This is a genomic window from Aliidiomarina sp., from assembly GCF_022565475.1.
Taxonomy (GTDB): Bacteria; Pseudomonadota; Gammaproteobacteria; order Enterobacterales; family Alteromonadaceae; genus Aliidiomarina.
Map to the genome: position 1 here is coordinate 115713 of NZ_JAIUMR010000007.1, position 26719 is coordinate 142431.

Consider the following 26719-nt stretch of genomic DNA (forward strand, 5'->3'; position numbering starts at 1 on the left):
TTCTAGCCTTGCAGTTTTTGTATACGACGAGAAGATTGGAGAAGTGTATGAGACTTGATCTCCGCAGTGACACAGTGACGCAGCCGACACCAGCGATGCGTGAATCCATGGCGCTGGCTGCGACTGGCGATGATGTTTATGGTGAAGATCCGTCGGTGAATGCGCTCGAAGAGCGTGTAGCTGCGTTGTTGAATAAAGACGCAGCAATATTGTGTACAAGTGGCACGCAAAGTAATTTGCTGGCGCTGTTAAGCCAGTGTCAACGTGGCGAAGAATACCTTGTCGGCGAAGAATACCACACCTACCGTTATGAGGCGGGTGGAGCCGCTGTGCTCGGTGGCATTGTACCGCAAACGGTGTCAGTTCAAACCGATGGTACGCTCGATCTCGAGCAATTGGCCAGCAAAGTTAAACCTGCCGACCCACATTTTCCGATCACGCGTTTACTCTCCCTGGAAAACACTCACACGGGTAAAGTGATGCCGCCAGCGTTTATTGCGGCGGCCAGTGCGTTCGTCAATCAGCATAATTTGCGGTTGCATCTTGATGGTGCGCGCTTGTTCAATGCGCATGTTCAGTCCGGCCAATCATTAACTGCGATGACAGCACCTTTTCACTCCGTGTCGGTGTGTTTCTCGAAAGGTCTTGGTGCACCCATTGGCTCGATGTTAGTGGCTGATTCAGAGACAATTAATAAAGCGCGACGTTGGCGAAAAATGCTCGGCGGTGGTATGCGACAGGCAGGGATTGTTGCTGCTGCATTAGACTATGCACTCGATCATCATGTCCAGCGATTAGCTGATGATCATCAGTGCGCGCAGCATTTGGCGAGCGCGCTGCAAGCGGCTATTGAGAAACAACAAATTCAAGGCGTAACCGTTGAGCCAGCAGTAACGAATATGGTCTATGTCCAGTTTGCACAACCGGTCTTAGCGACGCGCGTTTCTGAGTATTGCCGCCAGCAAGGTATACTCGTTCCGAATAGCCCACGAATGCGCTTAGTTACTCATTTAGATGTAACATCTGCTTACATTGATTTTATTGTTGAGCACTTTATTCATGCGATAATCGCGGAACCGTAAAGTTGTCGAGATACATCACGTTTTTAATCAAGGAAGAGCAAGGCTGAGATAGTGAAACACTATTTGTGGTTCAGTCGTCGGGAAAGAGTATGGGTAATCGCATAATCAAAAGGTTTTATCTCAAACTATATCCGCTAGGTATGGTTTTTGTGTTGTTTTGTGCGCTTTATCTAAAGGCGTTGAGTCCTGCTCTAGCAGAGCAAATAAAGGAATTGAGCCTTGCTGACTATGCCCGCCACGCTCAATTTATCGACATAAAGATCTCACCGCAAGGTACCTATCTTGCAGCGACTAGTCGTAATCCGGACGGCTCCGTTCGGTTAACCGCATTAGATGTCACAACGCGTGAAGTGTTGTCCGTTACGCAATTGCGTGGAAATGAGTCGGTCGAGGATTTTTACTGGGTCAGTAACGACCGATTGTTAATTACTACAGCGCGCGAAATTGGTTCGCTTGAACAACCGATATTGACTGGTGAGTTGTCGGCCATGAATGTCGATGGTAGCCGTCGAGTAATTCTTACCGGGCCGCGCTCACGCGATGGCGAATTTGTATTTGCTGAATTGATTGATGTTTTGCCTATGAGCGATGGTGAGGTTCTCATTTCCCAATTCAGTATGCGTGAAAGTGAACCTTTCATTGACCTTTACCGCATGCGCGTGGACAGCGGCAGAAAGCGCAGTGCCGGCCGCATTCCGATTCGTTCATTTTATGGCAGCCAAGTACAGATTGTTGCTGATAGCCGCGGTGTTGCCCGAGTCGCTCGCGGCGTATCGCCAGATAACCCCGGGCAGGTCGTGGTCATGTATCGACAAAATGCGCGTTCACCTTGGCAGCGACTTGGCGATTTTGATGAATTCGAAGGCGGGTTTATACCATTGACCTTGGCGTCCGATGAGCAAACAGTCATTGGTTTGTCGACAACTCAAACCGATACACAAGCCATTTCCTACCTGAACGTCAATGACAAATCGGAAACGATAGTGGCGTACCATCCTGACGTTGATCTTTATCCTATATTTTCTTATCGCTACGACCGACCGCATTCAGTGATTGGCGCGAGTTTCGAGAATAATGGTTTAGAAACGGTGTTTTTTGCTGACGAGGATGACGATTATGCGCGTGTGTTACAGCAACTAACGGCAACCTTTCCAAACGCAAGTATTCAGATTCGTTCGTCTACCGTCGACCATCAAAAAATGGTGCTGGCGATTCAGTCTGCGAATCAGCCTCGCCAGTTTTATTTATTTGACCAACGCGAAAATGTCATTGTTGCTCTCGTCGATAGTCGTCCTTGGCTATCGGGACATGAATTACCAACAACACAGGCAGTCACAACGATAAACCGCGAGGGGACAATGATTCGGGGTATGCTCACCTTGCCCTCCGTATATGACGCTCAAAAGTTACCGCCGTTGGTTGTGCTTCCCCACAGTGGCCCCTATGGTGTGCGCGACTCATTAGCCTACTTTGATCTTGAAGCTAAGTTACTTGCAGAACAAGGTTATGCGGTTTGGCAGCCTAATTTTCGTGGCTCGGCTGGTTTTGGTCTAGCTTTCGAACGTGCAGGTTTTCAGAATTGGGGAACGGGCATTGTCGATGATATTACTGACAGCGTCATGGCGCTGATCGAACAAGGTAAAGTCGACGGTGAGCGGGTTTGTATTTATGGCGCATCGTTCGGCGGCTATGCGGCGATGATGTCGGCTATTCGCGAACCTGAACTCTATCGTTGTGCTATCGGATTTGCCGGATTCTACGATTTAAATCTGATGTTTCAAATCGGTGATTTACCCCGTAGTAACTTCGGTCGAACCTTCTTGGAGCGAGCGTTGGGAACAGATAGTGAGGAGCGCAAGCAGCAATCGCCAGTGGCCCGTGTGAACGAACTACAATTACCTGTTTTAGTGATTCATGGAGAACAAGACATGCGCGCGCCGATTGACCATGCGGAAGCATTTCGATCTGCATTAATTGAACATCAACGGGACTTTGAATGGCTGGTCAAAGCAAACGAGGGCCACGGATTCTATAAACCGGAAAACAACGTAGAACGCTGGCAAGTCATGTTGGATTTTTTAGATAAGCATTTGCGCGATGCAGGGAATAGCGAGGAAAATTAATTGGTCGGCGTGACTGGATTTGAACCAGCGACCCCTGACACCCCATGACAGTGCGCTACCAAGCTGCGCCACACGCCGACCGTGCGACGTATCTTACTGCTTTCATTGCAAATGGCAAGCTCCACGGACGAATTTCGCGCATAACTGCGGGAATTTTAAGCAGTTCGCTAGTTAAATAAACAGACTCTATTGTTCAGCAAATCGCTGGAGCTCACGCAAACTCTGAATGAACACGGGTGTCGGTGGCACTGCACCGGGAACTAGGTCACCTTGTGCATTGAATAGCAGCATATCTCCGCCACTATCAATCACAGTTGTTTGCTGTGCTTCAAAGATAAACAGATTAGGCCGCACAGTGTAAACACGAGGGAATGTGCGTCCCGGTTGATTCAGCGCAAGGCCATTGGTGAAATTGCGGAAACCCTCGGCACAGGACATGTAGGGCTGTAATGCGGTCGGCATGATATCCTCGATTGTCGTTAACCGACGCGGATAATCATGCGTTCCTAATGTATACAGCGGCACATTAATTTGCTCGGGGCGCAAGCTGTTGCCTGTGAACTCAGCTGGAACTAATCCAGTGATAATGACTTGATTAGATAACCCGTGGTACTGTTCGATATAGGTCACCACATCGTCTAAATCAGTCGGTGTCACGAAGATGACCTGTAAACCACTTGTTGCAGTTCGAGATTGTTGCCACTCACCCAAGGAAGCTTGCATACGTTCGGGTAACTCAAGCTCGGGAAATTCGCCAGCGCGATGAAAACGCACAGGGGTGCCGTAGTCATTCATAATCTGCACATACGCCGGCAATGCGTTCTGTTCTTTCAGGCTTGCACTGTATAGGTCTGGTGTACCGTACAATAAGGTCATGACCGCCATTTCAAGTTGAACATGACCTAAGTGCAGTCCTTGATGTTGAGTTAAGCCCGGCACTCTCGATTGCAGCGCCGCTTGCATGGCGACGTCAATTTGCGAAAAGGCGAATATGACAGTGCCACCTTGAACAAAGTCTTTACTACAGAGCATGGGTCCGACCGGATATCGAGCCGTTAATTGCTGAGCCTGCGTCAGTTGATCTTGGCGATTCTGGAACTGCTCAATGCTGATCCAACCATGGCGAGCCATGAGCGACTTTGCGGTCGTCGGATAGGAGAGCGGGAACAAGTCATCATGCTGAGTAATCGGTGCGTATAAGTTGGCATCGGCCCAAATATGGGTGCTGTGACTGATAAAAAAGCTGGCGATAAAAATGCCCGTAAATGCTTTCGCGAAAGGTTTTCCCTGTAAACTTGGTAGTCGCTTCCAGGTTAGGTTGGCTAAGGTCAATTGCAAAGCAAAAATGATTAAAAAGGCGAGAATGATGATGGACAATAAAACAAAACTACCGCCGGCAAACCAATCTTCGGCATCCAGTGAAAGTTGGTTGAGCGAATAGGTGTTCAGATGAAAGCCATACTGGCGAAAGAAGATAGCATCAAAGAGCAAGGTAAACAGCCCAACCGTCGCCAATAAAGCCGCATAGCCGCGTAGTATCTTGGAATAGGGAATAATTAAGCAGAAGGGGAACAGTGCGATAATAAAAATTACAAATGGCAAAAAGGCAAAATGGCCAAGCCAGCTGATCAAAAGATAACCATTGCCTAAGCTCGAGCCGGTTGGAAGCGCATTTTCGACGTACAGCAGACTAATGAGCAAACATAGAAAAATATTACCAAAGGTGAACCAATGGCCCCAGCTAATGAGACGTGCTATCCGGTCGCGCTGTTGATATTTGCCCATTTTTCGTCCGCGTTATAATTGTAATAAGACGTGTGTTTCTATTTTTCGCTACTATTCGCTACCGATTGTAGCAGAATTTGTCCAAACTGCTTGGCAATTGCCGCACGCTTATCCGCCGCAACATGATGGTGAATAATGTGGGTCGTTACGTTGCCTAACGTCATCAATGCAAGGTCGCTGGGCGACTCGTCTGCTGAGAAAATATCTAAGATTCCACTGATTAATTTTTCCTGACGTGCTTCATCGTATTTTGACAGTATCGGCATGGGGCTCTCTTCTTCACCGTGATAGAATAGGGCAAGTTTATCATAAATCAATATGTTGCATAGCGAGAGAGACATGAATCTGACGGTTACGGCCAGTATTGTGCACGAAATTTATCAGGATCCTGATGGAAATTACGGCGTTCGATTTTCCCCTGCGACGCTCCAAAATGACCCGGAAGTGGTCACATTACTTGCTGAATTGTCGCAAGTTTATAATGCAAAACCAACCAAGGGTTATGCAAGCTTTGTCACCATAGACGATCCTATTTATGCGGAAGCCCGGGAGCGCGGCGAGTCGATACCTGAGCCAGAGTTCCCTAAGTTACTGACTGGCTGGTTACAGGACACGACACCTTTTGTCGAACTTTCCCAACAAGTAGCGCGACTGTTGCAACAGCAGTTGACGCAATATGCAGTAGCGGAAGCAGGCTTTTTATTACTTGCTGATTATGAAGAAAATGGTGATCGCTTTTTACTCGTCGGTTTTTTACCTGTGCGTGATGGTGTCATGGTGCAACCTGATTTAAGTGTGCATAAAGCGGCGCAGTTAGACGTCGCGAAAGTACAATTAGCGGCACGAATTAATTTAACCGAGTTTCAGGCCAAGGCTGACGATCTGTATTACATTTCATTTTTAAAGGGACGGACGGGCCGCAAAGCCGGCGAGTTCTTTTTGGATTTTCTCGGCTGTGCCGAACGAGTGAATGCGAAAGCAAGTACGCAGCAACTGGTTAATACCGTACAAGCTATGGTGACCACGTCTGATGTTGGTGCGGATCAAGCACAACAGATTCGTCAAGAAGTGTATGACTATTGCGGCGAACAATGGCAGCAAGGCGGTCAGGTCGACTTGAGTTCATTGGATCAACGGCTCGCCGAACAAGGTTCACCCTCGATCAAGGGTTTCGCCAATGAGCGTGGTGTTGAGTTACCTGACTCTTTTCCGGCTGATAAGTCGAGTCTGCGGCAACTGATGAAGTTTCAGGGGCAGGGAGGCGGTGTCAGTATCGCTTTTGAGCAGAAACTCATTGGCAGTCGTGTGCAGTATGATCCGGCAACTGATACGATTACGATTGTTGGAACACCGCCTAACTTGCGGGATCAACTGCGCCGTTTTTATGGTCTTAATGATTGATTCAGTCAAAGAAAATGCCAGCGCTCTGTAAATCAGAGTGCTGGCATTGTCTGTGAAGCGCGAGGTTGCTATTCGGAATTGGGTTCAGCGGAATGAGGAACAATATTCATTGCATGTAAACCTTTTGGTCCTTCTTCCAGCTCAAAGTTGACTTCTTGTCCAGCTTTTAGCGTACGGTATCCTTCCATTTGAATGGTGGAGTAGTGGGCAAAAATATCGCCACTACGTTCCTCTGATTCAATAAATCCGAACCCTTTCGTGTTATTGAACCATTTGACTTTACCGGTAGCCATACTTCTACTTCCTTCTTGCATTTGTTGTTTTGTTATAATGATTATGGGTCACACCTGTTATTGTTATTGGGGTGCGAAGACTGTCATGAAGCACTTGTGTATCATGCACTTGAAATCTGCAACAAACAGTACCATCTGTTAATGTAGATAAGACCAAAAAATAGTCAAGGTTTTTACGGGAAATTTATTACAAATTTTTAACGAATAAATCTGGAAAAAACTTACCGGCTAGAAAAATTCTAGCTATAGTTATGAAGAGCACTGGGATTACTTTGAAGCAATGACTTGGTTTAGCGACTCCATACCTGAGCATCATTTAGACGAGGCGACTGATACTGTTTTACAGCCGCCACGTATGTATCAGGTGATGTTGAATAATGACGATTTTACGCCGATGGACTTTGTCATCGAAGTATTGGTCCGTTTCTTCCGACTCGATCAAGAATCGGCAACCGAAGTGATGTTAAAAGTGCACCATCACGGTAAAGCAGTGTGTGGTGTGTACTCTGCAGAAATTGCAGAAACGAAAGTGGTGCAGGTGAATCAGTACGCACGCGATAACCAGCATCCGTTGCTCTGTACCATGGAGCAAGTTTGATTTGTGAAGTAAGGAGAGCAGTATGCTAAACAAAGCGCTCGAGATTTCGCTAAATGATGCATTTCGTTTAGCACGTGAACGCCAACACGAGTTAATGACCGTTGAACACTTGCTCGTCGCATTACTGGATAACCCAGAAGCTTCGGAGGCTTTACGTGCCTGCGGCGTTGATTTTTCTGGATTAAAAAGTGACCTATTAACTTACATCGATCGCTCTACCCCTCGCTTTCCTGAAAATGATCTCGGTGAAACACAGCCAACGCTTGGCTTTCAGCGCGTTTTGCAACGTGCCGTCTTTCATGTCCAGTCTTCAGGCAATTCGGAAGTTACCGGCGCAAATGTGTTGGTGGCAATTTTCAGTGAACAAGAATCTCAGGCCGTCTATTTGCTCAACAAGCACGAGGTGACCCGCCTTGATGTTGTCAATTTCATATCGCACGGTATTTCTCGTGTTGAAGAAGAAAAAGGTGCACCGATAGATTCGACAGAAGCGACTGGCGAATCGGAAGAGCAAAGTTTTCTTGCACGTTTTTGTGTAAATCTTAATCAACGGGCGAAAGCGGGTAAGATTGATCCGCTGATCGGACGCGATTTGGAATTAGAGCGAACGGTGCAAGTGCTTTGTCGGCGGCGCAAGAATAATCCTCTGCTGGTCGGCGAGGCGGGTGTAGGTAAAACTGCTATCGCGGAAGGTTTGGCGTGGAAGATTGAGCAGGGCGATGTTCCCGAAGTCATGGCTGACGCAGTGATTTATAGTCTCGACATGGGTGGCCTTTTGGCGGGTACGAAATACCGCGGTGATTTTGAGAAGCGCTTTAAAGCCTTGTTGAAAGAAATTACCAAGCAGCAACATGGTATTTTATTTATCGACGAAATTCATACGATTATCGGCGCTGGCTCTGCTTCGGGCGGCGTTATGGATGCATCGAACTTGTTGAAACCACTTCTCTCCAGCGGCGAACTGAAATGTATAGGTTCAACGACTTATCAAGAATATAAGAATATTTTTGAAAAAGACCGGGCGTTGGTGCGTCGCTTCCAGAAGATTGATGTGACAGAACCGTCGATCGAGGATACAACACGAATTCTTTTAGGATTGCGTGATAAATATGAAGCACACCACGGCATTCGTTATACGCAACCCGCAATTCGTGCTGCTGCTGAATTAGCGGCAAAGTATATCAACGATCGTCATTTACCTGACAAAGCGATTGATGTGCTGGATGAAGCCGGAGCGAGTCAACGTTTGTTGCCGCAATCAAAACGGAAGAAGACGATTGGTGTTGGTGATATTGAAGCTATTATTTCGCGGATTGCTCGGGTTCCCGCGCAGTCGGTTTCGCGAAACGATCAAAGTATGCTGAAGCAACTCGATCGCAATTTGAAAATGGTGGTGTTTGGGCAGGACAATGCAATTGACTCCTTAGTCGCCGCGATTCGGTTGACACGCAGCGGACTTGGCGGTGAGCACAAACCTGTTGGTTCATTCTTATTTGCAGGCCCAACGGGCGTTGGCAAAACGGAAGTTACCCAGCAATTAGCTAAAGCCATGGGCGTTGAATTACTGCGGTTTGATATGTCTGAGTATATGGAGCGCCATGCGGTGAGCCGTTTAATCGGTGCCCCTCCAGGTTATGTCGGTTTTGAACAAGGTGGTCTGCTTACCGAGGCAGTGATTAAGCATCCGTACAGTGTGGTGCTACTCGATGAAATCGAAAAAGCGCACAATGATATCTTTAATATCTTACTGCAAGTGATGGATAACGGTACATTAACCGACAATAACGGTCGTAAAGCGGACTTCCGCAATGTTGTGCTGGTGATGACGACCAATGCGGGTGTGCGTGAAACCGAGCGTAAATCCATCGGTTTTCAGGAGCAAGATCATAAGTTCGATGTCATGTCGGAAATTAACAAGGTGTTTACGCCGGAGTTCCGCAACCGCCTCGATGGTATTATTTGGTTCGATCATCTGAATACCGAAGTCATCTTGCAAGTGGTTGATAAATTCATTTGTGAGTTGCAAGCGCAGTTGGACAAGAAAGGTGTGTCACTCGAAGTCGAAAGTCCTGCTTTAGCGTGGTTAGCTGAAAAAGGCTACGACAGGGCAATGGGTGCGCGGCCGATGACGCGTGTCATTCAAGAACATTTGAAAAAGCCGTTGGCCAATGAAATATTATTTGGTCGCCTTAGCCAAGGCGGTAATGTGCGTGTTCGCCTTAACGTTGATACGGACTCGCTCGATTTTGTTTATGATAATGCGAGTGAAGCGGTGACCTAGTTCACACTAGTTCACAGCCAGTTAACTGTCAGACACGAAAAAACCCAGCCATGTGCTGGGTTTTTATTTTCTAACGCAGGTGCCTTAGGCTAGCGTAGAAAAACTTCACGTTATCAAGTTGGGATGCGATTAACCCGCTGGCATCAGCAGCGGATAGACACAATTAACGCGCACGGAAAACGATACGGCCTTTGCTAAGGTCATAAGGGGTCAGCTGAACGGTAACTTTGTCACCCGTTAGAATACGAATGTAGTTCTTGCGCATTTTACCTGAGATATGCGCAGTCACCACGTGTCCGTTTTCCAGCTCGACACGAAACATGGTATTTGGCAAGGTCTCTAAAATAGTGCCTTGCATTTCAATGCTGTCTTCTTTCGCCATTAAAATCCTCTGTATTTTCTTTGATCTGGCTAATTTTAAGCGCGGGGATTTTAACCCGAATTCACTTTAATTGCCAACATTCGCGATGGGTATTTGTCGCGAGCACCAGCGTTGCTGGTCAAATTCGAGTTCTGGCTGTTCTTTTAATGCTTGAATAAACGCAGATCGAGGCAGCTCTTGTGCGCCCATTTGCTGCAAAAAAGGGTTCATAATTTGACAATCGATACGTTCAATGGCGAGCCGTTGAAGCTCGTCGCCTAACGCAACTAGAGCTACTTTAGAGGCGTTCGGTGTTAAACTAAACATGCTTTCACCGCAAAATGTCCGTTTCACCTGTACACCGTAAAGTCCGCCGACTAAGGTTTCGCCTTGCCAAACCTCGATAGAATGCGCATGGCCTAATTCGTGGAGGGCAATATACGCCTGTTGCATTGCTGGCGTAATCCATGTGCCATTGCCGGGACCGCGGGGGACTTTTGCGCAGTGTCGTATCACCGCAGCGAAATCTCGATTTAAAGTGACCTGATACGGACACTGTTTGATGAATTTCCGTAAGGAACGGTTGCACCGCACGGAATCGCTTGCGATGACAGCACGTTTTGAGGGCGACCACCAAAGAATAGGTTCATTCGGGCTAAACCACGGAAAAATACCGCGTTGATATGCGTTCATCAGACGAGTGGGTGACAAGCAGCCACCAATCGCTAAGAGGCCGTCTGGGTCATCATGTGCGAACTCAACGCTAGGGAACGGTGCATTGGCATCCGCATCGAGAACGTAAAAATAGGGCGGGCGTGGTGATTTGCTCATCGCGAGAGAGAAGCGGGGACAGACCCTACGGAAAGTCCCCAGCTTAAGTTACTTCGTTTGTGCCAAAGCATCGAGGTAACGCTCAGCGTCGAGTGCAGCCATGCAGCCGGTGCCTGCCGAAGTGATCGCTTGTCGATAGATATGGTCACTGACATCGCCGGCGGCAAAAACACCAGGAATCGATGTTTGCGTGGCATTGCCATTGGTCCCTGAATGGACTTTAAGGTAGCCATTTTCCATATCCAACTGGCCAGCAAACATTTGTGTGTTTGGCTGATGGCCGATGGCAATAAAAGCGCCTGCTACGGGTAATTCAGACAGCTCACCCGTTCGCGTGTCTTCGATACGAACGCCGGTGACGCCCATTTGGTCACCTAACACTTCATTCAAGGTTTTATGTAAGTGCAATTTAACGTTACCGCTTTCTGCTTTTGCCATTAAGCGGTCGACGAGGATTTTCTCAGCGCGGAAGCTGTCACGACGATGAATAACGTGAACCTCTTCGGCGATATTCGATAAGTACAGAGCTTCTTCAACTGCAGTATTACCGCCACCAACAACGCAGACTTGCTGACCACGATAGAAAAACCCATCGCAGGTTGCACAAGCACTGACGCCTTTGCCTTTAAAGGCTTCTTCAGAGGGTAGGCCAAGATATTTCGCGGAAGCACCGGTTGCGATGATTAACGCGTCGCACGTGTATTCGCCAGCGTCACCAATTAAGCGAAACGGCTTATCGGTGAGCTGTACTTGATTGATGTGGTCGAAAATAATTTCAGTATTAAAGCGCTCTGCATGCTGTTGCATACGCACCATAAGGTCCGGTCCGGTCAGACCTTCTGGGTCGCCTGGCCAGTTTTCAACATCGGTTGTGGTGGTCAATTGACCGCCTTGTTGCATGCCGGTAATGAGAACAGGGTTCAAGTTTGCTCGTGCCGCGTAAACCGCAGCGGTATAGCCAGCAGGGCCAGAACCAAGAATAAGAAGCTTGCAGTGTCGTGCATCAGCCATGAAAAAAAGACTCCACTGTTAAGGTCAACAGAATTGAAAACCGATAGTTATGATACGTTTTGGACGCTCCCATTCTAGGGAGTTGTTTCCACAGGGTAAAGAGCCGGCTTCAAGCCGGCTCTTATTTTGTTGTAACGATTTCTTTAACGCTGAATCGCTTCAGCTGGATCCATATACTCTAAGCCGAGCTTCTCGCCTAAGTCATCGTGGACGGCTTTATAGGTGATATAACCTTTGTGCATGTTCAAGCCATTGCGTAAATTGACATCATTGGTCATCGCCGCAAGGCCTTTATTGGCTAACGCAATACCGTACGGCAAGGTTGCGTTATTTAATGCAATGGTAGACGTCCGCGCAACACCACCTGGCATGTTGGCCACACAGTAATGCACCACATCGTCAACCACATACGTTGGGTCTTGATGAGTGGTTGCTTTCGAGGTCTCAAAACAGCCGCCTTGATCAATCGCAACGTCAACGAGTACGGAGCCAGGTTTCATGATCTTAATGTGCTCGCGGGTCAATAATTTCGGTGCCGCTGCGCCTGGAATCAAGACAGCGCCAACGACTAAGTCGGCTTCACGTGAGTACTTGTCAATGGCGTCAACGGTTGAATAGACGGTTTTGACCCGACCCATGAAAATATCGTCAAGTTCACGTAAGCGCGGCAACGAACGGTCGAGAATGGTGACATCAGCGCCCAGGCCAACGGCCATTTTTGCAGCTTGCGTACCGACCACACCACCACCAATGATCAGAACTTTGCCAGGTGCAACGCCAGGTACGCCACCAAGTAAAGTACCGCTACCACCTTGGATTTTTTCTAAGTTGTGGGCACCCGCTTGAATCGACATCCGTCCAGCCACTTCGCTCATTGGTGCAAGCAAGGGCAAACCGCCACGATTATCAGTAACCGTCTCGTAAGCGATTGCGGTGACGCGTGCTTCGGCGAGCAAACGCGTTTGCTCTGGATCTGGTGCTAAATGTAAGTAAGTATAAAGAATCTGGCCTTCACGAAGTTGTTTACATTCGCCCGGTTGCGGCTCTTTCACTTTCACGATCATGTCGGCACTTGCAAAAATCTCTTCCGGTGTGTCAACAATTCGCGCACCTGCGGCTTCGTAGTCTTCGTTGGTAAAACCAATCGCCACGCCGCCATCGCGCTGAACCATCACTTGATGGCCGTGAGCGACATACTCGCGAACAGCAGCCGGGGTTAAGCCGATGCGATATTCATGGTTTTTAATCTCTTTAGGTACACCGATCAACATAATAAAAAAGCCTCAAGTGAATGTGATTATGAAAGGCGATTGATGTGGCTCAACGGCCTTTCAAGAGTTCGTTGTGTGCGGCAAAGTATAGCTTAACCGTAGCGGGCATTACTGACTTTTTTGGTGGCAAAAATTAGTAAAAAATGCTATATAATAATCAAATAAAAGTATAAGTGACTATTAAACTATGTTTAGAGAGCGTGAAATCACTATTGATCGACTTGACCGGAAAATTCTAAGAATCCTGCAAGAACGTGGGCGAATTTCTAATGTGCAACTCGCCAAGGAAGTCGGCTTGAGCCCCACACCCTGTTTGGAAAGAGTACGTAAACTTGAGCGCAATGGGGTGATAAAAGGCTATTATGCCAGAATAGACCCCGATAAATTGGGATCGCCGCTACTGGTTTTTGTCGAAATTACGTTAAGTAAAACATCGTCAGATGTATTTGCGGAATTCAGTGCCGCAGCGCGTAAAACCGATGAAATTTTAGAGTGCCACCTCGTTTCTGGGGACTTTGATTTTCTTTTAAAAGCGCGGGTTGCCGATATGGCCGCTTATCGAAAGTTGCTTGGGGAAACGCTGCTGAATATGCCCGGCGTCAACGAATCGCGCACTTATGTCGTTATGGAAGCAGTAAAGCAAGAGAATAAAGTCGTAATAAAAGGCTGAATTTAGGTTAGTTTTGATGTTTAATTTTGAATACTCGAACCGAATCACTGTATGGTATTCTAGGTCGATAATAAAAAGACAAAGAAACGGAGTGTTATGACTGGATTGCAGCGACTACTAGAGGCCGGACTCATTCTCTGCGGCGCATTAGCAATATTTTTGCTGACCGCTTTGTTGTCATTTGATCCTGCCGATCCTAGCTGGTCACAAACAGGGTACACTCAAGAGATTCAAAATGCGGCAGGTGCTATCGGTGCTTGGTTCGCCGATATTCTCTTATTTTCATTCGGTGCGCTCGCGTACTCGATTCCTTTCGTCGTGGTTGGTTTCGGTTATGTCGTTTTTCATCGTCCGCGGCAATTGTTAACTGTCGACTACCTGACACTTGGTCTGCGCCTATTAGGTATTTTACTGTTTCTTGCCGGAGCTACCGGTATTGCCGCGTTGAATTTTGCGGATATCTATTACTTCCCCGCAGGAGGACTCGTCGGCAGCGTGATCATCGCAGCGATGTTGCCGTACTTTAACCTCGGTGGTACGACGTTATTACTTCTAACCTTCATTCTCACCGGGATTACGTTAATTACCGGATTGTCGTGGATAGCTTTAGTCGACAAGATGGGTGCAGCAACCATTGCTGCAGCACTTTGGATCGCAAAGCCGTTCACTTCTCGTTTGGGCGCAAAGTCTGACGCTGTCAAACCGAAGCAGAGTTCATCCGCGAAAGTGGTATCAACTGCCGAAAAGTCGAGATGGTTTTCTGGGCTATTCAGCCGCTGGTTCTCGCCTCGAAATAAACAAGAAAAATCGAAAAAAGTTGAGCCTGACGAAACGTGGGAATCCTTGCCAGTGGGCGGTCAACATGTGCTTGAAGATGATAATTTGCCATCGTTTTCCACCCGTGATGCGATTGATGAAGTATCGGACGAAGCGCTTTTAGCTGATTTTGACGACGATGACGATGACGTACCGCAAATAGCAGCGAGAAAGCCGCAGCCACCCGTTGCCAGACCTGTTGAAAAGAAACCGCAACTGACAAAAGCAAAGGCGGAAGCGACAGAAAAGAGTGCGCAATGGGTCAGTGAACTGCCGTCTATTCAACTATTGGACCGTGCTAATCGTTCTGGCAACCCAATTAGCCAAAGTGAACTCGACGAGGTCAGTCGGACTGTCGAGTCGGTGTTAAAAGATTTTGGCGTTGAGGTGCAGGTCGCTGGTGTTCAACCTGGGCCAGTGGTCACGCGTTTTGAGCTGGATCTCGCTCCCGGTGTGAAGGTGAGCAAAATTTCCAACTTGGCAAAAGATATCGCTCGCTCGTTGTCTGCAATTGCGGTGCGTGTGGTCGAGGTCATTCCGGGTAAATCGTACGTCGGTTTAGAGCTACCCAACAAACATCGCGAAATCGTTCGCTTAAGCGAAGTTCTTGAGAGCGAAGGATTTGCCAAATCGCCGTCACCCTTGAGCATGGTGCTAGGGAAAGATATTGCGGGCAAACCAGTAACCGTTGACTTGGCAAAAATGCCCCATCTATTGGTGGCAGGTACAACCGGTTCAGGTAAGTCCGTGGGCATTAACGTCATGATTCTGAGCATGCTGTATAAATCACAGCCCGAAGATGTGCGCATGATCATGATTGACCCGAAAATGTTAGAGCTCTCCGTGTATGACGGTATTCCACATCTATTGACTGAGGTCGTGACCGACATGAAAGATGCAGCCAATGCGCTGCGTTGGTGTGTTGGTGAGATGGAACGTCGGTATAAACTGATGTCCGCACTTGGGGTAAGAAATTTAAAGGGCTACAACCAGAAAGTGGAAGACGCTATTGCTGCTGGTGAACCGTTACGTGACCCGATTTGGAAGCCCGGTGACTCGATGGACGAGCGTCCACCTGAACTCGGCAAACTGCCTTATATCGTCGTCGTGGTTGACGAATTGGCTGACATGATGATGATTGTTGGCAAAAAAGTCGAAGAGCTTATTGCACGGATCGCGCAAAAAGCACGAGCAGCAGGTATCCACTTGATTCTCGCAACGCAACGGCCATCGGTGGATGTGATTACGGGGTTGATTAAGGCGAATATTCCGACACGGATTTCATTTCAAGTGTCGTCAAAAATTGACTCGCGTACGATTCTCGATCAAAGCGGCGCAGAGCATCTGTTAGGCCAGGGCGATATGCTTTATATGCCCCCGGGCTCAGGTGTACCGGTGCGTGTGCATGGTGCATTTGTTGATGACCACGAAGTGCATGCTGTTGTCGCAGACTGGAAGCAACGAGGCGCTCCACAGTATTTAGAGGATATTTTGAGTGGTGATCAGGGTGATGAAGGATTATTGCCGGGTGAAGCCGCTGATGAGGACGGCGAATCGGATCCGTTATATGACGAAGCCGTTGCTTTCGTTACCGAAGCCGGTCGTGTGTCGGTGTCGAGTATTCAGCGTAAATTCCGGATTGGTTACAATCGTGCTGCTCGGATTGTCGAACAAATGGAAGTTTCTGGTGTCGTATCAGCAGCAGGGCACAATGGTGCTCGAGAAGTTTTAGCCGCGAAACCACCGAGGGATTATTGATGTATCGGACCCTATTTACTCATGCAACTTTGCTTGCTGCGTTGTTCGTTGGACACAGTGCTGTTGCCGAAACGAAAGCAGACTCTAACGTCAACAGTGAGACTTCACTACAGGCGGCCAGCGCGCAAGCGCTGCAACAACGGCTGTATGATTTAAAAAGCTTGCAAGGTCATTTTATGCAAGAGATCTTTGAAGATGGTCACCTGATTCAAGAGCTGCAAGGCCATTTTGTGCTCGAACGACCCGCGCGGTTACGTTGGGTTACCGAAGCGCCGGAAGCGTCGGTGATGGTGGCGGACGGCGATACCTTGTGGTACTACAACCCATTCATTGAACAAGTGACATTGTTTAATCAAGCCGATGCCATGCAGTCAAATCCGCTCTTATTATTGTTAGAAAATGAGCAGCAGGATTGGCAAGACTTTATCGTGGAGCAACAGGATCACGATCAGCTTCAGGTCTGGTCGATTGCAGACAAGCCAGGTACGTCAGGCAGCGGCAGTGTCCTCGAGTTAGCGTTTCGTAAAGACTCAAGTGCTAAATTTGCGCTTGAAACAATTCGCTTGCGCGACTTGCATGGGCAAGAAAGTGTCTTTTATTTGGCGAACTTGGTCTATAACGCGGAGGTGGATGGCAAACCATTCCAGTTTGACATTCCAGCGGGAACAGATATCGATGATCAGCGTGATGATTAGACGGTTACTTGCGAATAGGACGTTCAATTGAGTGAATTTATGCCGTTGGCGGCGCGAATGCGGCCACGTCATCTTGATGAATACGTTGGCCAAGCCCATATCCTCGGCCCGGATAAGCCCTTGCGCAAAGCTCTTGCGCGAGGGCATTTGCATTCTATGGTGCTGTGGGGGCCGCCGGGAACCGGCAAAACTACGCTCGCGGAATTAATGGCGAGTGCCGCAGATGCTCATGTCGAGCGAGTTTCTGCCGTCACGTCAGGCGTAAAAGAAATCCGCCAAGCGATTGACGCTGCAAAAACGCGGGCTGGCGACGGGCTCTTTCGTCAGAAGACCATCTTGTTCGTTGACGAAGTGCACCGGTTTAATAAAAGTCAGCAAGACGCTTTTCTACCCTTCATTGAAGATGGAACCATCATTTTTGTTGGTGCAACGACAGAAAACCCAGGGTTTGCCCTGAATAATGCCTTACTGTCTCGCGCCCGAACCTATCGTTTGCAGGCGTTAACCGATGCTGATTTAGAGCAACTGCTTGAGCAAGCACTCAATGATTCTGAACGTGGTCTCGGTCAGCGACAGTTGCAATTAGCACCTGCCGCACGACGTGCCATTTTGTCTGCTGCCGCAGGCGATGCGCGGCGTCTATTAAACAGTTTAGAAATTGCAGCCGACTTTGTGGCCGATGGGGGTGAACTGGATGTTGCAACGATAACGGCAGCAACGGGGCAAGCGAGCACAGCATTTGATAATCAGGGCGATTTATATTTTGATTTGCTTTCTGCATTTCATAAGTCGGTGCGCGGTTCTTCACCGGATGGTGCCTTGTATTGGTATTGTCGGATCCTGGCCGGTGGTGGCGACCCGCTGATTGTTGCTCGGCGGCTGTTGGCTATTGCTTCAGAAGATATCGGGAATGCCGACCCACGCGCGCTGCAAATCGCGTTAGATGCGTGGGACACGTTCCAACGCGTTGGGCCAGCGGAGGGTGAGCGGGCTATCGCGCAAGCTGCAATCTATTGTGCCTGCGCTGCTAAGAGTAACGCCGTCTATCAGGCGTTTAATGCCATGTTGCAGCTCGCCAAAGACGGTCCGAGTTATCCCGTTCCGGAGCATTTACGTAATGCGCCAACCCAAGTTCATAAAGACGAAGGATTTGGTGCAGACTATCGTTATGCACACAACTATGACAATGCCTATGTCGCCGGCGAATCTTATCTACCGGAAGCACTTGCGAATCAGGTCTTTTATGAACCGCAAGCGCGCGGTTTGGAAATAAAGATTCAAGAAAAATTAGCGCATCTCAAAAATTTAGATGCCAGCAGCGATTGGCAGCGATATGGCGTGCAGCGAAACAAGGATGATTGAAGTGAGGGGGTATCTCACATGACCTGGCTTCTCGTAGCGCTTGGCGGCGCGGTTGGCGCGGTTTTACGTTTCTGGTTGACGCGCTGGTCTGTTTGGCAAGTTGGGCACAGCCGCGTGGGGACTTTGTTTGTTAATATCACCGGCGCACTCGTCTTAGGTATTGTTGTCGCGTTACTGGCCAATACAGTCGATGGTGAGCGGTCGGCCATAGCGATTAAACAGAGCTTCGCCTTTTTTGAAATTGGTCTTCTCGGTGGTTTTACCACATTTTCAACCTTTGCCATTGAGGTGCGAACGTTGTTGCATGCCCAACCACTGCGCGCTTTAGGCTACGTGCTTGCATCGGTATTGTTGTCGTTTTTGGGGCTAATCCTCGGCTATATTCTTGGCGGTGTGTTGGTCTATGGATAAGCAAACTATCAAGTCTGGTCATGTCTTTTGGCGCTTTACGCTTGCCGTCGCACTCGGCGGCATGGTGGGGGCATTGTTACGTGAGAGCGTTGGTCAGTTTGTGTCGGTGTTTGCCGATAATGAAAACTTATTTGTTTATTTCACATTTGCCACACTGATGGTTAACATAGTGGGCTGTTTGGGGCTTGGAATGGTCACTGCAAAGCGTGGATTGGCTCAGGGTGAGTTCAGTATTCAATCGGAAGCAAGTTTTTTATTCTGGTCTGCGGGTGTGTTTGGTGCGTTGACGAGTTTTTCTGCATTTACTCAACAAACGGGCGATTTATGGCTTCAATATGGGCCTATCTATAGTTTAGTATACGTTGGCTTATCTGTTGTTCTCGGTGTGCTGGCGGTAAGTTGTGGATTTTGGTTTTATCGGCAGCGTTCGAGTTCGTCTGCTGAATCATTAAAGAGAGAGTAGTACATGTTAGATGCGAAGCATTTCCGCGAAGGAATAGAGGAAACCGCCATTCAACTCAAGCGTCGCGGTTTTGACCTTGATGTGGCAGCGCTGAAAGCGTTAGAAACGCGTCGTAAGGATGTTCAGGTGAAAACTGAAACCTTGCAAAGTGAACGTAACTCTCGCTCTAAATCGATCGGCCAAGCAAAAGCTCGCGGTGAAGATATTGAACCGTTATTGGCTGAAGTCGGTTCGCTAGGTGATCAACTGGAAGCGGCAAAAGTTGAATTGCAAGAAATCCAAGCGCAGTTGCAAAGCATTATTGCTGGTGTCCCGAACCTGCCCGACGCAGCTGTGCCCGATGGTGCTGACGAAAATGAAAATGTCGAAGTCAGTCGTTTTGGTACGCCAACGAGTTTTACATTTAAAGCAAAAGATCATGTCGATATTGCCATTGGACTACAGAATGGCTTGGACTTTGAACAAGCGACTAAACTCACAGGCGCGCGCTTTGTTGTCATGACAGGTGGGATTGCGCGCATGCATCGTGCGTTAACGCAATTTATGCTGGACTTGCATTCTGAGCAACATGGCTATGCCGAAACGTATGTGCCGTACTTAGTGAATCATGACAGCCTGTATGGTACCGGCCAATTACCCAAGTTTGGTAAAGATTTGTTCCACGTCGAAGGAGAAAGCCAAGACGCGGTGCCACTTTCTTTGATACCGACAGCGGAAGTACCGCTGACCAATCTGGCACGTGATGAAATTTATGATGAAGCAGACTTGCCCATCAAATTGACCGCGCACACGCCTTGTTTTCGCAGCGAAGCGGGTTCGCATGGTCGCGATACCCGCGGCTTAATTCGCCAGCATCAGTTTGACAAAGTTGAGCTTGTGCATATTTCTAAACCCGAAGACTCAATGGCTGCGCTAGAAGAACTCACAGGTCATGCCGAAAAGGTACTGCAGCTGTTAGAACTTCCGTATCGTAAAGTATTGCTGTGTACCGGTGATATGGGTTTTGGCGCGTGTAAAACTTATGACTTAGAAGTTTGGTTACCAGCACAAGATACCTATCGCGAAATTAGCTCGTGCTCAAATATGGGCGATTTCCAAGCGCGTCGAATGCAAGCGCGTTTCCGGCGGAAGGGCGCGAAGAAGCCTGAGCTCGTGCATACGTTAAATGGTTCAGGTTTGGCGGTAGGGCGTACTTTAGTTGCGATTTTAGAGAATTACCAACAAGAAGACGGTTCCGTGGTTGTTCCTGAGGTGTTGCGGCCGTATATGGCGGGCGTTGAGCGCTTAAGCGTATAATAACTTAGCGAATGAGGAAGCCGATGATTGGACTGCAATCATCGGCTTTTTTTTAAATACATTTCGCTGGTTTGGGCAAACCAGCAATGCGTGAGGCTTGTTTTGCTGGTCCTTTCGGAAACAAGCGATATAAATAGCGGCTATTACCTTTTTCCTCGCCGAGCGACTTGGCTACAGCTTTCACTAAGACCCGCATCGCTGGTGATGTGTCATATTGCTCATAAAAGGATCGCACAAATTTGACCACCTCCCAATGTTCAGCGGTCATGGTAATCGCTTCGAGCTCTGCGATATGCAAAGCAAGCTCTTCATTCCATTCTGAAAAATCAGCTAAATACTCGTGCTTGTCCGTTGCGTAGTGACGACCGTTGACTTCAAACATGACTTAGTTACCAAATCGAATAATGTGTTTGCAGGATGCGAGCAAGTTGGACTTTTCCGCGTCACTGATTACGTTTACAGGGACACGAAAATTAGCGACCGACCATGGTGATTGGGCCAGACTTTCTGCTGACACGTAAAAGGCTTCGAATTCAAATAGGTCAGGTAGCATGAGCATTTTTTTCAACGGGTCTATTTGGCTGATTTCTGGTGCGAGCAATTGGCTTATGGCATCACCTTCAAAAAAGGCTAAGCAGGGTTGCTCAAGCGTCACCGCCATCATCAGCATATCAAGTCCCTGACGCGCGCTAGCATGTAAGTGAGACTGATTGAAAATGAACGCAAGTGGGGCCGACATCATGACACTCTCCATTACAGCTGTAGCAAATGATCAACACCCGCGAGGGTGCTGACAAATTCGGTTAAGCCACCAGCGGAAAACCCATTCTGTAGATTCCCTTCCGGTGGACTCAGAGCGTTTAACCCGTATTGGCTGCCGACAGTTGAACAAACGATCAAGGGAATTTGCTGCTCAGCCGCGATGTTGAGCCACTGCTGCTGCAAATTGGGTAAGCCGGATGGATAGTCAAGAAAACAATTGGCATAAGCGACCGCAGGGCCGTAGAAAAAGATTTGTTCAATGCGACCCCGTTCAACCAGCAATTGACGCACAGAATCCAGCGCCTGAAGAGCCTTTTCGGTTTGATCAGGAGCATGGGTAATGAGGATGACATAACTGGCATTCACCGACTGCATGGCTTTCTCGTGCTGATTCGACAATAAGCTAAGTATATAGAAAAACGCCTCGAGAGTAACTTCGAGGCGTTAAGGTTTTAATGACACTTAACCTGCGATTAATCGTCGCCGGTAAACGCCATCAATAAATTAATCAAGCTGATGAAGATATTGTAGAGCGACACGAACAAAGTAACGGTTGCTAAGATATAGTTACGCTCACCGCCATTCACAATCGCGCTCGTCTGCATCAGGATTGCACCCGCTGAGAACAAAATGAAAAGTGCACTCAAGGCAAGGTGTAGGGCAGGCAATTGCAAGAATAGGTTCGCAATAAATGCGACTACAATAACGACAAAACCTGCCACCATCATGCCACCGAGGAACGACATGTCTTTTTTCGTCGTTAAAATATAGCCAGAAAGCGAGAAGAATATCAGCGCGGTACCGCCCATTGCGAGCATTATGATGTCACTGCCGCCAGACGCAACAACGAAGTTCAATAATGGACCAATGGTGTATCCCATAAAACCGGTGAGCGCGAACGTAAGGACCAACCCCATGCCGCTATTTGCCGTTTTGTGAATCGCAAACAGTAGGCCATAGAAACCAACTAGCGTAATGATGAGACCAGGGTGCGGCAAATTCATCATGCCAGAAACGGCCGCCATGATTGCACTGAACACCAAGGTCATGGCCAGTAGTGTATACGTATTGCGTAATACCTTATTCACCTCTACGGCGTGGGTATCACGTGCGGTATGCACAGTTGGGTTATTCATAGATTGCTTCTCCAGTTGTTTTAACTCGTATCGCTGTTGACGTCAGCGTTGCCACTGCCTATTCAAAAACCAGCTATATCGTTAGATAACGTTATTTTTCATTGGTTCTACTATACCGCATTTCACTAGGTGTGTTTCAAGTAAAATCGGCATGTTAACGACCGAAAATCGGCGGGTTTGGATAAAATTACAGCAAACGAATCAATTCATTTAAATTTTTACTTTACAAGCACAATTCAGATCCGTAATATTCGCCTCGTTCGCAGCGATGCACGCAGCAAACAATTCGGAGAGGTGGCAGAGCTCGGTTTAATGCACCTGACTTGAAATCAGGCGTAGGTTCATCCCTACCGGGGGTTCGAATCCCTCCCTCTCCGCCAAATACTAAAAACCCGCCTTCTGGCGGGTTTTTGCTTTTTGTATTTATATTTTCATTCTGCACTTGAAGTTTCCCTCGTTCGGGCGTATTTAAATAGGAAGACACCAAAATAGGGTAGACACCGTGGCTCGTCAATTGCTATTGCTGACATTACTTTCTTGGCTGACACTGCCTTCTGCAGCGGTTACCCACGAGAGTGCATGGCAAACAGCGAATGGCAGTGGCCATTGGACAATGCCGCAAGCGTCTGTCTCTGTTGACGTTGCGCCGCAAGTTGAGCAAGAGAGTGATGAAAGTGATGATCCGCTGGCGAGCTCTGCGGCAGTAGTGGGTAAACCGTGTGCAGATCTGACCTATGCACTTGTTCTTGAACCCTCACTCCGTTGTTTTCGGACCCAGAATATTCGCGCTCCTCCAAGTTTCTCCTAAATCAAACTTTTTACCCTTATTGATTTATTTGGAGAACAACCATGTCTAATTATCATGCATTGGCTTATACCATTCAGCCTTCTCAGCCTTTTACTGAACGTAAAACTTTAAAATCCCTGTTAGATTGGCATGCAAATGCATTACACGTATTTGAGCCACTGCAATACCAAGGCAGCTTGCATCTTGATAGCAGCACGAAATTAACAGCAGCTGAACAGGTGTTACGTGCAGCGCACGTGCGCTATGCGTGGGTGACCGATCGCTGCGGCAACCGTGTGGGTCTTATTGCTGTGCAGGACTTAACCAGTGGAAAAGCTATTCAACTTGCCCATGATTTGCGTGTCACCCATGACGAGATTGAAGTAAGCGAACTTTTCACGCCATTGGCGCAATTGCCCGCGGTTGAATTCAAGCATCTCAATCAAGCCACTATTGGTGATGTTGATGTCACCCTGCAGAAAGCTAATGCAAACTTTCTCCTCATCCATAATGACGATGAACTGATGGGAGTCATTCCGGCGCTCAAGATCGCTGAGGTCACCGGCGAGTCAGTTCGCCTTGCGCCAATGGCAAATAGCTTCGCCGATTTGATTCATTTAATGAAGCCTAAAACATTTATCGCTTAACAAACCCTTTGTTTGACGTCACTGAGCAGTACCGCGTGCGCGGTACTGCTTTGCGCTATTGCTTACGTTTTAGCAACTTACATGAGCGTTCTGGTCACTTATACTGCAATGTCATGATGATTAACTCGTGAGCTTTAGATGAAATAAATGTGAAATTTTTGTGAAAAATATGTGAATAAATATTGACCGTCGTTAAACTTTTGTTTAAAAAATAACAGCACATTAAGGAGTTAAGTGCTTCAACTTTAACAATAAAGCAAGGAAAATGGTTATGACAGACGTGATTGTTGCCCTGCCGCAGGGAATTCGAGCATCAGGGTTAATAGCTGAACTTCAAGCGCTTAAATGGAAAGTTCATGCTGCTTCACCAAATCGTAACGCGTTGATACAGTTAGTACGACAGCGCACAGCTCGGATATTGATCTTAGACGAGCATTACTTAGGTGGTGAAACAAAATCTTTAATTCGTGCATTACGAGAATGTAACTCACATATAAAGATACTTTTATGGTGCGAAAAGCTACGTTCAGCGATGCAGTATCAGTTGAATAAAGCCGATGTGGATGGTTACTTTTTGCATGAAGCAGAAATTGACGAAATTCATAAAGGGTGCCGAATCGCTAAGTTAGGCCACCAGTATATTCCCCCCGATGTCAATCGAGCAGTACGTCGATTTCGCAAACATGGCGCTGAGCATCCCGTGATTAGTCGTTTGAGTAAACGAGAGAATCAAATATTTCAAATGATTAGTACCGGTGTGTCGGTAGCTCGTATTGCTGCTGATCTGTTTATTTCACGTAAGACTGTGAATACATTCCGCTATCGCTTACATAAGAAGCTAAACGTTCGCTGCGATGTCCAATTAGCTCATATTGCAATTAAATATGGGTTGATTGAAGCAGAAGTAGATGGCAGTGATGGTGATTTTTTAGCCTAGCTAGCCCGCAGCAGACATTGTAACCGTGTTCTGATAGTCTTACGGTCATGAGCAACGTTATTAGTTCACGGTTTTATGCATACGCCCGATAATGAGTTTGAGTCACAAGAATTTATTCGTCATTTAACCCACCAGCCTGGTGTCTATCGGATGTACGATGGTCAGGGTGAGGTGATTTATGTGGGCAAGGCGAAAGATCTGAAAAAACGCGTCAGCAGCTATTTTCGCAAAAATTTAGACTCCGTAAAAACCCAAGCTCTCGTCAGTCACATCGCCAAAATTGACGTCACAGTGACGAATTCAGAAGTTGAAGCGTTAATCCTCGAAAACAGCTTCATTAAAACGTATTTGCCGCGTTACAACGTTTTGCTTCGCGATGACAAGTCCTATCCGTATATTTTGATTACTGATCACCAACATCCTCGAATTGCCTATCATCGAGGAGTGCGGCGGGAGAAGGGGGAGTATTTTGGTCCTTTCCCCAATGGTAGCGCGGTGCGTGAAAGTCTGCGGTTGTTGCAGAAACTCTTTCCCGTCCGTCAATGTGACGATAGTTATTACAAAGCACGCAGTCGACCATGCTTGCAGCATCAATTAAAGCGCTGTTTGGCACCCTGTGTTGGTATCGCCGATGAAGCTGAATACGACGAACAGGTGCGTTTAGCCAAATTGTTTTTGAAAGGTAAAAACTCAGACGTCATTACACGGTTAGTGGCTAAAATGGAGCAGGCCAGCCAAGATTTAGCTTTTGAAAAAGCCGCTATGTATCGTGACCAGATCACTTCATTGCGCCGTGTGCAGGAGCAGAACGCGGTGAGTGGTGCGCAGCATGAACTTGATGCCATCGGTTTTCATCGTGAATCAGGGTTCACCTGTATACATCTATTAACCGTCCGTCAGAATGCGATTCAAGGAAGCCGAAGCTATTTTCCGAAAGTGCCACAATATAGTAGTAATGAGGAAATTTTAGAGTCCTTTTTATTGCAATATTATTTGAATCAAAACCATGGTCAACGTATCCCCGCCGAGATCATTATTCCAGCATTAACAATTGACAGTAAAGCTTTAACGGAACAGCTGCGGGCTGCAATTGATGTGCGTTGCCGCATCCTCCAGCCAAAGCGTGGCGAACGCTTACAATATTTGACTCTCGCGACTAAAAACGCCATGAACGCAGTGCAAAGCAAGCTAGGCTTGCAATCAACGATGCAAAGCCGATTGCAGGCGCTGACCAAAGTCCTTGAGCCTGAACAAGCGATAGAACGGATGGAATGCTTTGATATCTCTCACACGATGGGCGAACAAACGGTTGCGTCGTGTGTGGTTTTTGATGGCAACGGTCCGCGCAAAGCAGATTATCGGCGTTTTAACATCAGTGGAATTACGCCTGGAGATGACTATGCTGCAATGGCCCAAGCATTAGAGAAACGGTATAAGAACGCAATTGAAAAAGAGAATGTACCCGATGTGTTATTCATCGACGGCGGTAAAGGCCAATTAACCCAAGCTGAGGCATATTTCCAAAACTGGCCGCAACCACCGATTTTACTCGGTGTTGCAAAAGGCGAAAGTCGACGACCCGGCTTAGAAACACTGATTTTTGGCTACTCACGTAAAACGATCCATCTGCCGGCGGACGATCCGGGTTTACATCTCATTCAATACATCCGTGACGAGGCCCATCGATTTGCTATTACCGGCCATCGGCAGCGGCGCGCAAAAGTGAAGAAGACTTCGACACTTGAAGAAATTCCAGCGGTAGGGGCAAAACGTCGGCAAAATCTTTTAAAATATCTTGGTGGATTACAACAGGTAAAAGGCGCTAGTATAGATCAGCTCGCTAACGTGCCGGGTATTAGCCGAAGTTTGGCCGAAACGATTTACTATGCATTGCGGGACGAATAAAGTTTTGTAATGAGTTCGATAAGTGCTTATTTAATGA

At 47.6% G+C, this 26719-nt stretch carries 27 protein-coding genes and 2 tRNA genes; 17 read left to right on the forward strand and 12 right to left on the reverse strand.

Annotated features, from left to right (window positions below; genetic code table 11):
* Positions 1-47: 47 nt before the first annotated feature.
* Positions 48-1082 carry a low-specificity L-threonine aldolase gene (ltaE, locus tag LAT77_RS07880; RefSeq protein WP_290564014.1) on the forward strand — a complete coding sequence of 345 codons (1035 nt, stop codon included), beginning with the start codon at positions 48-50 and terminating at the stop codon, positions 1080-1082.
* Between the two features lie 89 nt (positions 1083-1171).
* Positions 1172-3205 (forward strand): prolyl oligopeptidase family serine peptidase, encoded by a 2034-nt coding sequence (locus LAT77_RS07885; RefSeq protein WP_290564015.1) that lies wholly within the window; start codon positions 1172-1174, stop codon positions 3203-3205.
* 1 nt (position 3206) lies between these two features.
* Here the strand turns inward: LAT77_RS07885 and LAT77_RS07890 are convergent.
* The 3 genes from LAT77_RS07890 to LAT77_RS07900 all read right to left on the reverse strand — a co-directional run bounded on the left by LAT77_RS07890 (position 3207) and on the right by LAT77_RS07900 (position 5256).
* Positions 3207-3283: transfer RNA gene (locus LAT77_RS07890), tRNA-Pro, on the reverse strand.
* 108 nt (positions 3284-3391) lie between these two features.
* The gene (locus LAT77_RS07895) at positions 3392-4990 is read right to left on the reverse strand and encodes a DUF3413 domain-containing protein (protein WP_290564016.1); all 1599 of its coding nucleotides are present in this window, start codon (positions 4988-4990) and stop codon (positions 3392-3394) included.
* A 38-nt stretch (positions 4991-5028) separates the two neighbouring features.
* Positions 5029-5256 (reverse strand): DUF1414 domain-containing protein, encoded by a 228-nt coding sequence (locus LAT77_RS07900; protein ID WP_290564017.1) that lies wholly within the window; start codon positions 5254-5256, stop codon positions 5029-5031.
* A gap of 73 nt (positions 5257-5329) precedes the next feature.
* Here LAT77_RS07900 and yejK point away from each other — a divergent pair, with 73 nt between their 5' ends.
* On the forward strand, positions 5330-6391 hold the full coding sequence (gene yejK, locus LAT77_RS07905; RefSeq protein ID WP_290564018.1) for a nucleoid-associated protein YejK: 1062 nt from the start codon (positions 5330-5332) through the stop codon (positions 6389-6391).
* Positions 6392-6459: 68 nt separating this feature from the next.
* Here yejK and cspD read toward each other — a convergent pair whose 3' ends face one another.
* A complete protein-coding gene (gene cspD / locus LAT77_RS07910; protein WP_290564019.1) occupies positions 6460-6684 on the reverse strand; it encodes a cold shock domain-containing protein CspD in 225 nt (74 codons plus the stop codon).
* A 280-nt stretch (positions 6685-6964) separates the two neighbouring features.
* Here cspD and clpS point away from each other — a divergent pair, with 280 nt between their 5' ends.
* Together clpS and clpA are read left to right on the forward strand one after the other, a co-directional pair.
* Positions 6965-7282, forward strand: coding sequence for an ATP-dependent Clp protease adapter ClpS (clpS, locus tag LAT77_RS07915; protein ID WP_290564020.1), 318 nt, complete (start codon positions 6965-6967; stop codon positions 7280-7282).
* 22 nt (positions 7283-7304) lie between these two features.
* On the forward strand, positions 7305-9563 hold the full coding sequence (gene clpA, locus LAT77_RS07920) for an ATP-dependent Clp protease ATP-binding subunit ClpA (RefSeq protein WP_290564021.1): 2259 nt from the start codon (positions 7305-7307) through the stop codon (positions 9561-9563).
* A 163-nt stretch (positions 9564-9726) separates the two neighbouring features.
* On the opposite strand, the gene infA is transcribed toward clpA, so the two are convergent.
* The 4 genes from infA to ald all read right to left on the reverse strand — a co-directional run bounded on the left by infA (position 9727) and on the right by ald (position 13037).
* Positions 9727-9945 carry a translation initiation factor IF-1 gene (gene infA, locus LAT77_RS07925; RefSeq protein ID WP_037439960.1) on the reverse strand — a complete coding sequence of 73 codons (219 nt, stop codon included), beginning with the start codon at positions 9943-9945 and terminating at the stop codon, positions 9727-9729.
* 66 nt (positions 9946-10011) lie between these two features.
* Entirely contained in the window at positions 10012-10755 is a 744-nt protein-coding gene (gene aat / locus LAT77_RS07930; RefSeq protein WP_290564022.1) for a leucyl/phenylalanyl-tRNA--protein transferase, read from the reverse strand.
* Positions 10756-10803: 48 nt separating this feature from the next.
* The gene (gene trxB / locus LAT77_RS07935) at positions 10804-11766 is read right to left on the reverse strand and encodes a thioredoxin-disulfide reductase (RefSeq protein WP_290564023.1); all 963 of its coding nucleotides are present in this window, start codon (positions 11764-11766) and stop codon (positions 10804-10806) included.
* Positions 11767-11909: 143 nt separating this feature from the next.
* Complete coding sequence (gene ald, locus LAT77_RS07940) at positions 11910-13037, reverse strand: alanine dehydrogenase (RefSeq protein ID WP_290564024.1); 1128 nt, start codon at positions 13035-13037, stop codon at positions 11910-11912.
* A 187-nt stretch (positions 13038-13224) separates the two neighbouring features.
* Between ald and lrp the strand changes: the two genes are divergently transcribed.
* The 7 genes from lrp to serS all read left to right on the forward strand — a co-directional run bounded on the left by lrp (position 13225) and on the right by serS (position 20508).
* Positions 13225-13707, forward strand: a complete 483-nt coding sequence (lrp, locus tag LAT77_RS07945) for a leucine-responsive transcriptional regulator Lrp (protein WP_290564025.1) — start codon at positions 13225-13227, stop codon at positions 13705-13707.
* A 96-nt stretch (positions 13708-13803) separates the two neighbouring features.
* Complete coding sequence (locus LAT77_RS07950) at positions 13804-16281, forward strand: DNA translocase FtsK (RefSeq protein ID WP_290564026.1); 2478 nt, start codon at positions 13804-13806, stop codon at positions 16279-16281.
* On the forward strand, positions 16281-16976 hold the full coding sequence (lolA, locus tag LAT77_RS07955; RefSeq protein ID WP_290564027.1) for an outer membrane lipoprotein chaperone LolA: 696 nt from the start codon (positions 16281-16283) through the stop codon (positions 16974-16976). Before LAT77_RS07950 ends, lolA begins: the two co-directional genes overlap by 1 nt.
* Positions 16977-17015: 39 nt before the next feature.
* Complete coding sequence (locus tag LAT77_RS07960) at positions 17016-18338, forward strand: replication-associated recombination protein A (protein ID WP_290564054.1); 1323 nt, start codon at positions 17016-17018, stop codon at positions 18336-18338.
* Between the two features lie 18 nt (positions 18339-18356).
* Positions 18357-18749 (forward strand): CrcB family protein, encoded by a 393-nt coding sequence (locus tag LAT77_RS07965; protein ID WP_290564028.1) that lies wholly within the window; start codon positions 18357-18359, stop codon positions 18747-18749.
* Positions 18742-19212, forward strand: coding sequence for a CrcB family protein (locus LAT77_RS07970; RefSeq protein WP_290564029.1), 471 nt, complete (start codon positions 18742-18744; stop codon positions 19210-19212). Before LAT77_RS07965 ends, LAT77_RS07970 begins: the two co-directional genes overlap by 8 nt.
* Positions 19213-19215: 3 nt before the next feature.
* Positions 19216-20508 carry a serine--tRNA ligase gene (gene serS, locus LAT77_RS07975; protein ID WP_290564030.1) on the forward strand — a complete coding sequence of 431 codons (1293 nt, stop codon included), beginning with the start codon at positions 19216-19218 and terminating at the stop codon, positions 20506-20508.
* 52 nt (positions 20509-20560) lie between these two features.
* On the opposite strand, the gene LAT77_RS07980 is transcribed toward serS, so the two are convergent.
* The 4 genes from LAT77_RS07980 to LAT77_RS07995 form a co-directional block, all read right to left on the reverse strand.
* Positions 20561-20890 carry a TusE/DsrC/DsvC family sulfur relay protein gene (locus LAT77_RS07980; RefSeq protein ID WP_290564031.1) on the reverse strand — a complete coding sequence of 110 codons (330 nt, stop codon included), beginning with the start codon at positions 20888-20890 and terminating at the stop codon, positions 20561-20563.
* A 3-nt stretch (positions 20891-20893) separates the two neighbouring features.
* On the reverse strand, positions 20894-21250 hold the full coding sequence (locus LAT77_RS07985; RefSeq protein ID WP_290564032.1) for a DsrE family protein: 357 nt from the start codon (positions 21248-21250) through the stop codon (positions 20894-20896).
* A gap of 11 nt (positions 21251-21261) precedes the next feature.
* The gene (locus LAT77_RS07990) at positions 21262-21645 is read right to left on the reverse strand and encodes a DsrE/DsrF/TusD sulfur relay family protein (RefSeq protein WP_290564033.1); all 384 of its coding nucleotides are present in this window, start codon (positions 21643-21645) and stop codon (positions 21262-21264) included.
* A 98-nt stretch (positions 21646-21743) separates the two neighbouring features.
* Positions 21744-22406, reverse strand: a complete 663-nt coding sequence (locus LAT77_RS07995; RefSeq protein ID WP_290564034.1) for a Bax inhibitor-1/YccA family protein — start codon at positions 22404-22406, stop codon at positions 21744-21746.
* Positions 22407-22694: 288 nt separating this feature from the next.
* On the opposite strand from LAT77_RS07995, the gene LAT77_RS08000 reads away from it, so the two are divergent.
* The 5 genes from LAT77_RS08000 to uvrC all read left to right on the forward strand — a co-directional run bounded on the left by LAT77_RS08000 (position 22695) and on the right by uvrC (position 26682).
* Positions 22695-22786 (forward strand) — tRNA-Ser (locus LAT77_RS08000).
* Positions 22787-22908: 122 nt separating this feature from the next.
* Positions 22909-23214 carry a hypothetical protein gene (locus LAT77_RS08005; protein WP_290564035.1) on the forward strand — a complete coding sequence of 102 codons (306 nt, stop codon included), beginning with the start codon at positions 22909-22911 and terminating at the stop codon, positions 23212-23214.
* Between the two features lie 41 nt (positions 23215-23255).
* The gene (locus LAT77_RS08010) at positions 23256-23840 is read left to right on the forward strand and encodes a hypothetical protein (protein WP_290564036.1); all 585 of its coding nucleotides are present in this window, start codon (positions 23256-23258) and stop codon (positions 23838-23840) included.
* A gap of 271 nt (positions 23841-24111) precedes the next feature.
* The gene (locus tag LAT77_RS08015) at positions 24112-24777 is read left to right on the forward strand and encodes a response regulator transcription factor (protein WP_290564037.1); all 666 of its coding nucleotides are present in this window, start codon (positions 24112-24114) and stop codon (positions 24775-24777) included.
* 75 nt (positions 24778-24852) lie between these two features.
* Positions 24853-26682, forward strand: a complete 1830-nt coding sequence (gene uvrC / locus LAT77_RS08020) for an excinuclease ABC subunit UvrC (protein ID WP_290564038.1) — start codon at positions 24853-24855, stop codon at positions 26680-26682.
* Positions 26683-26719: the final 37 nt, after the last annotated feature.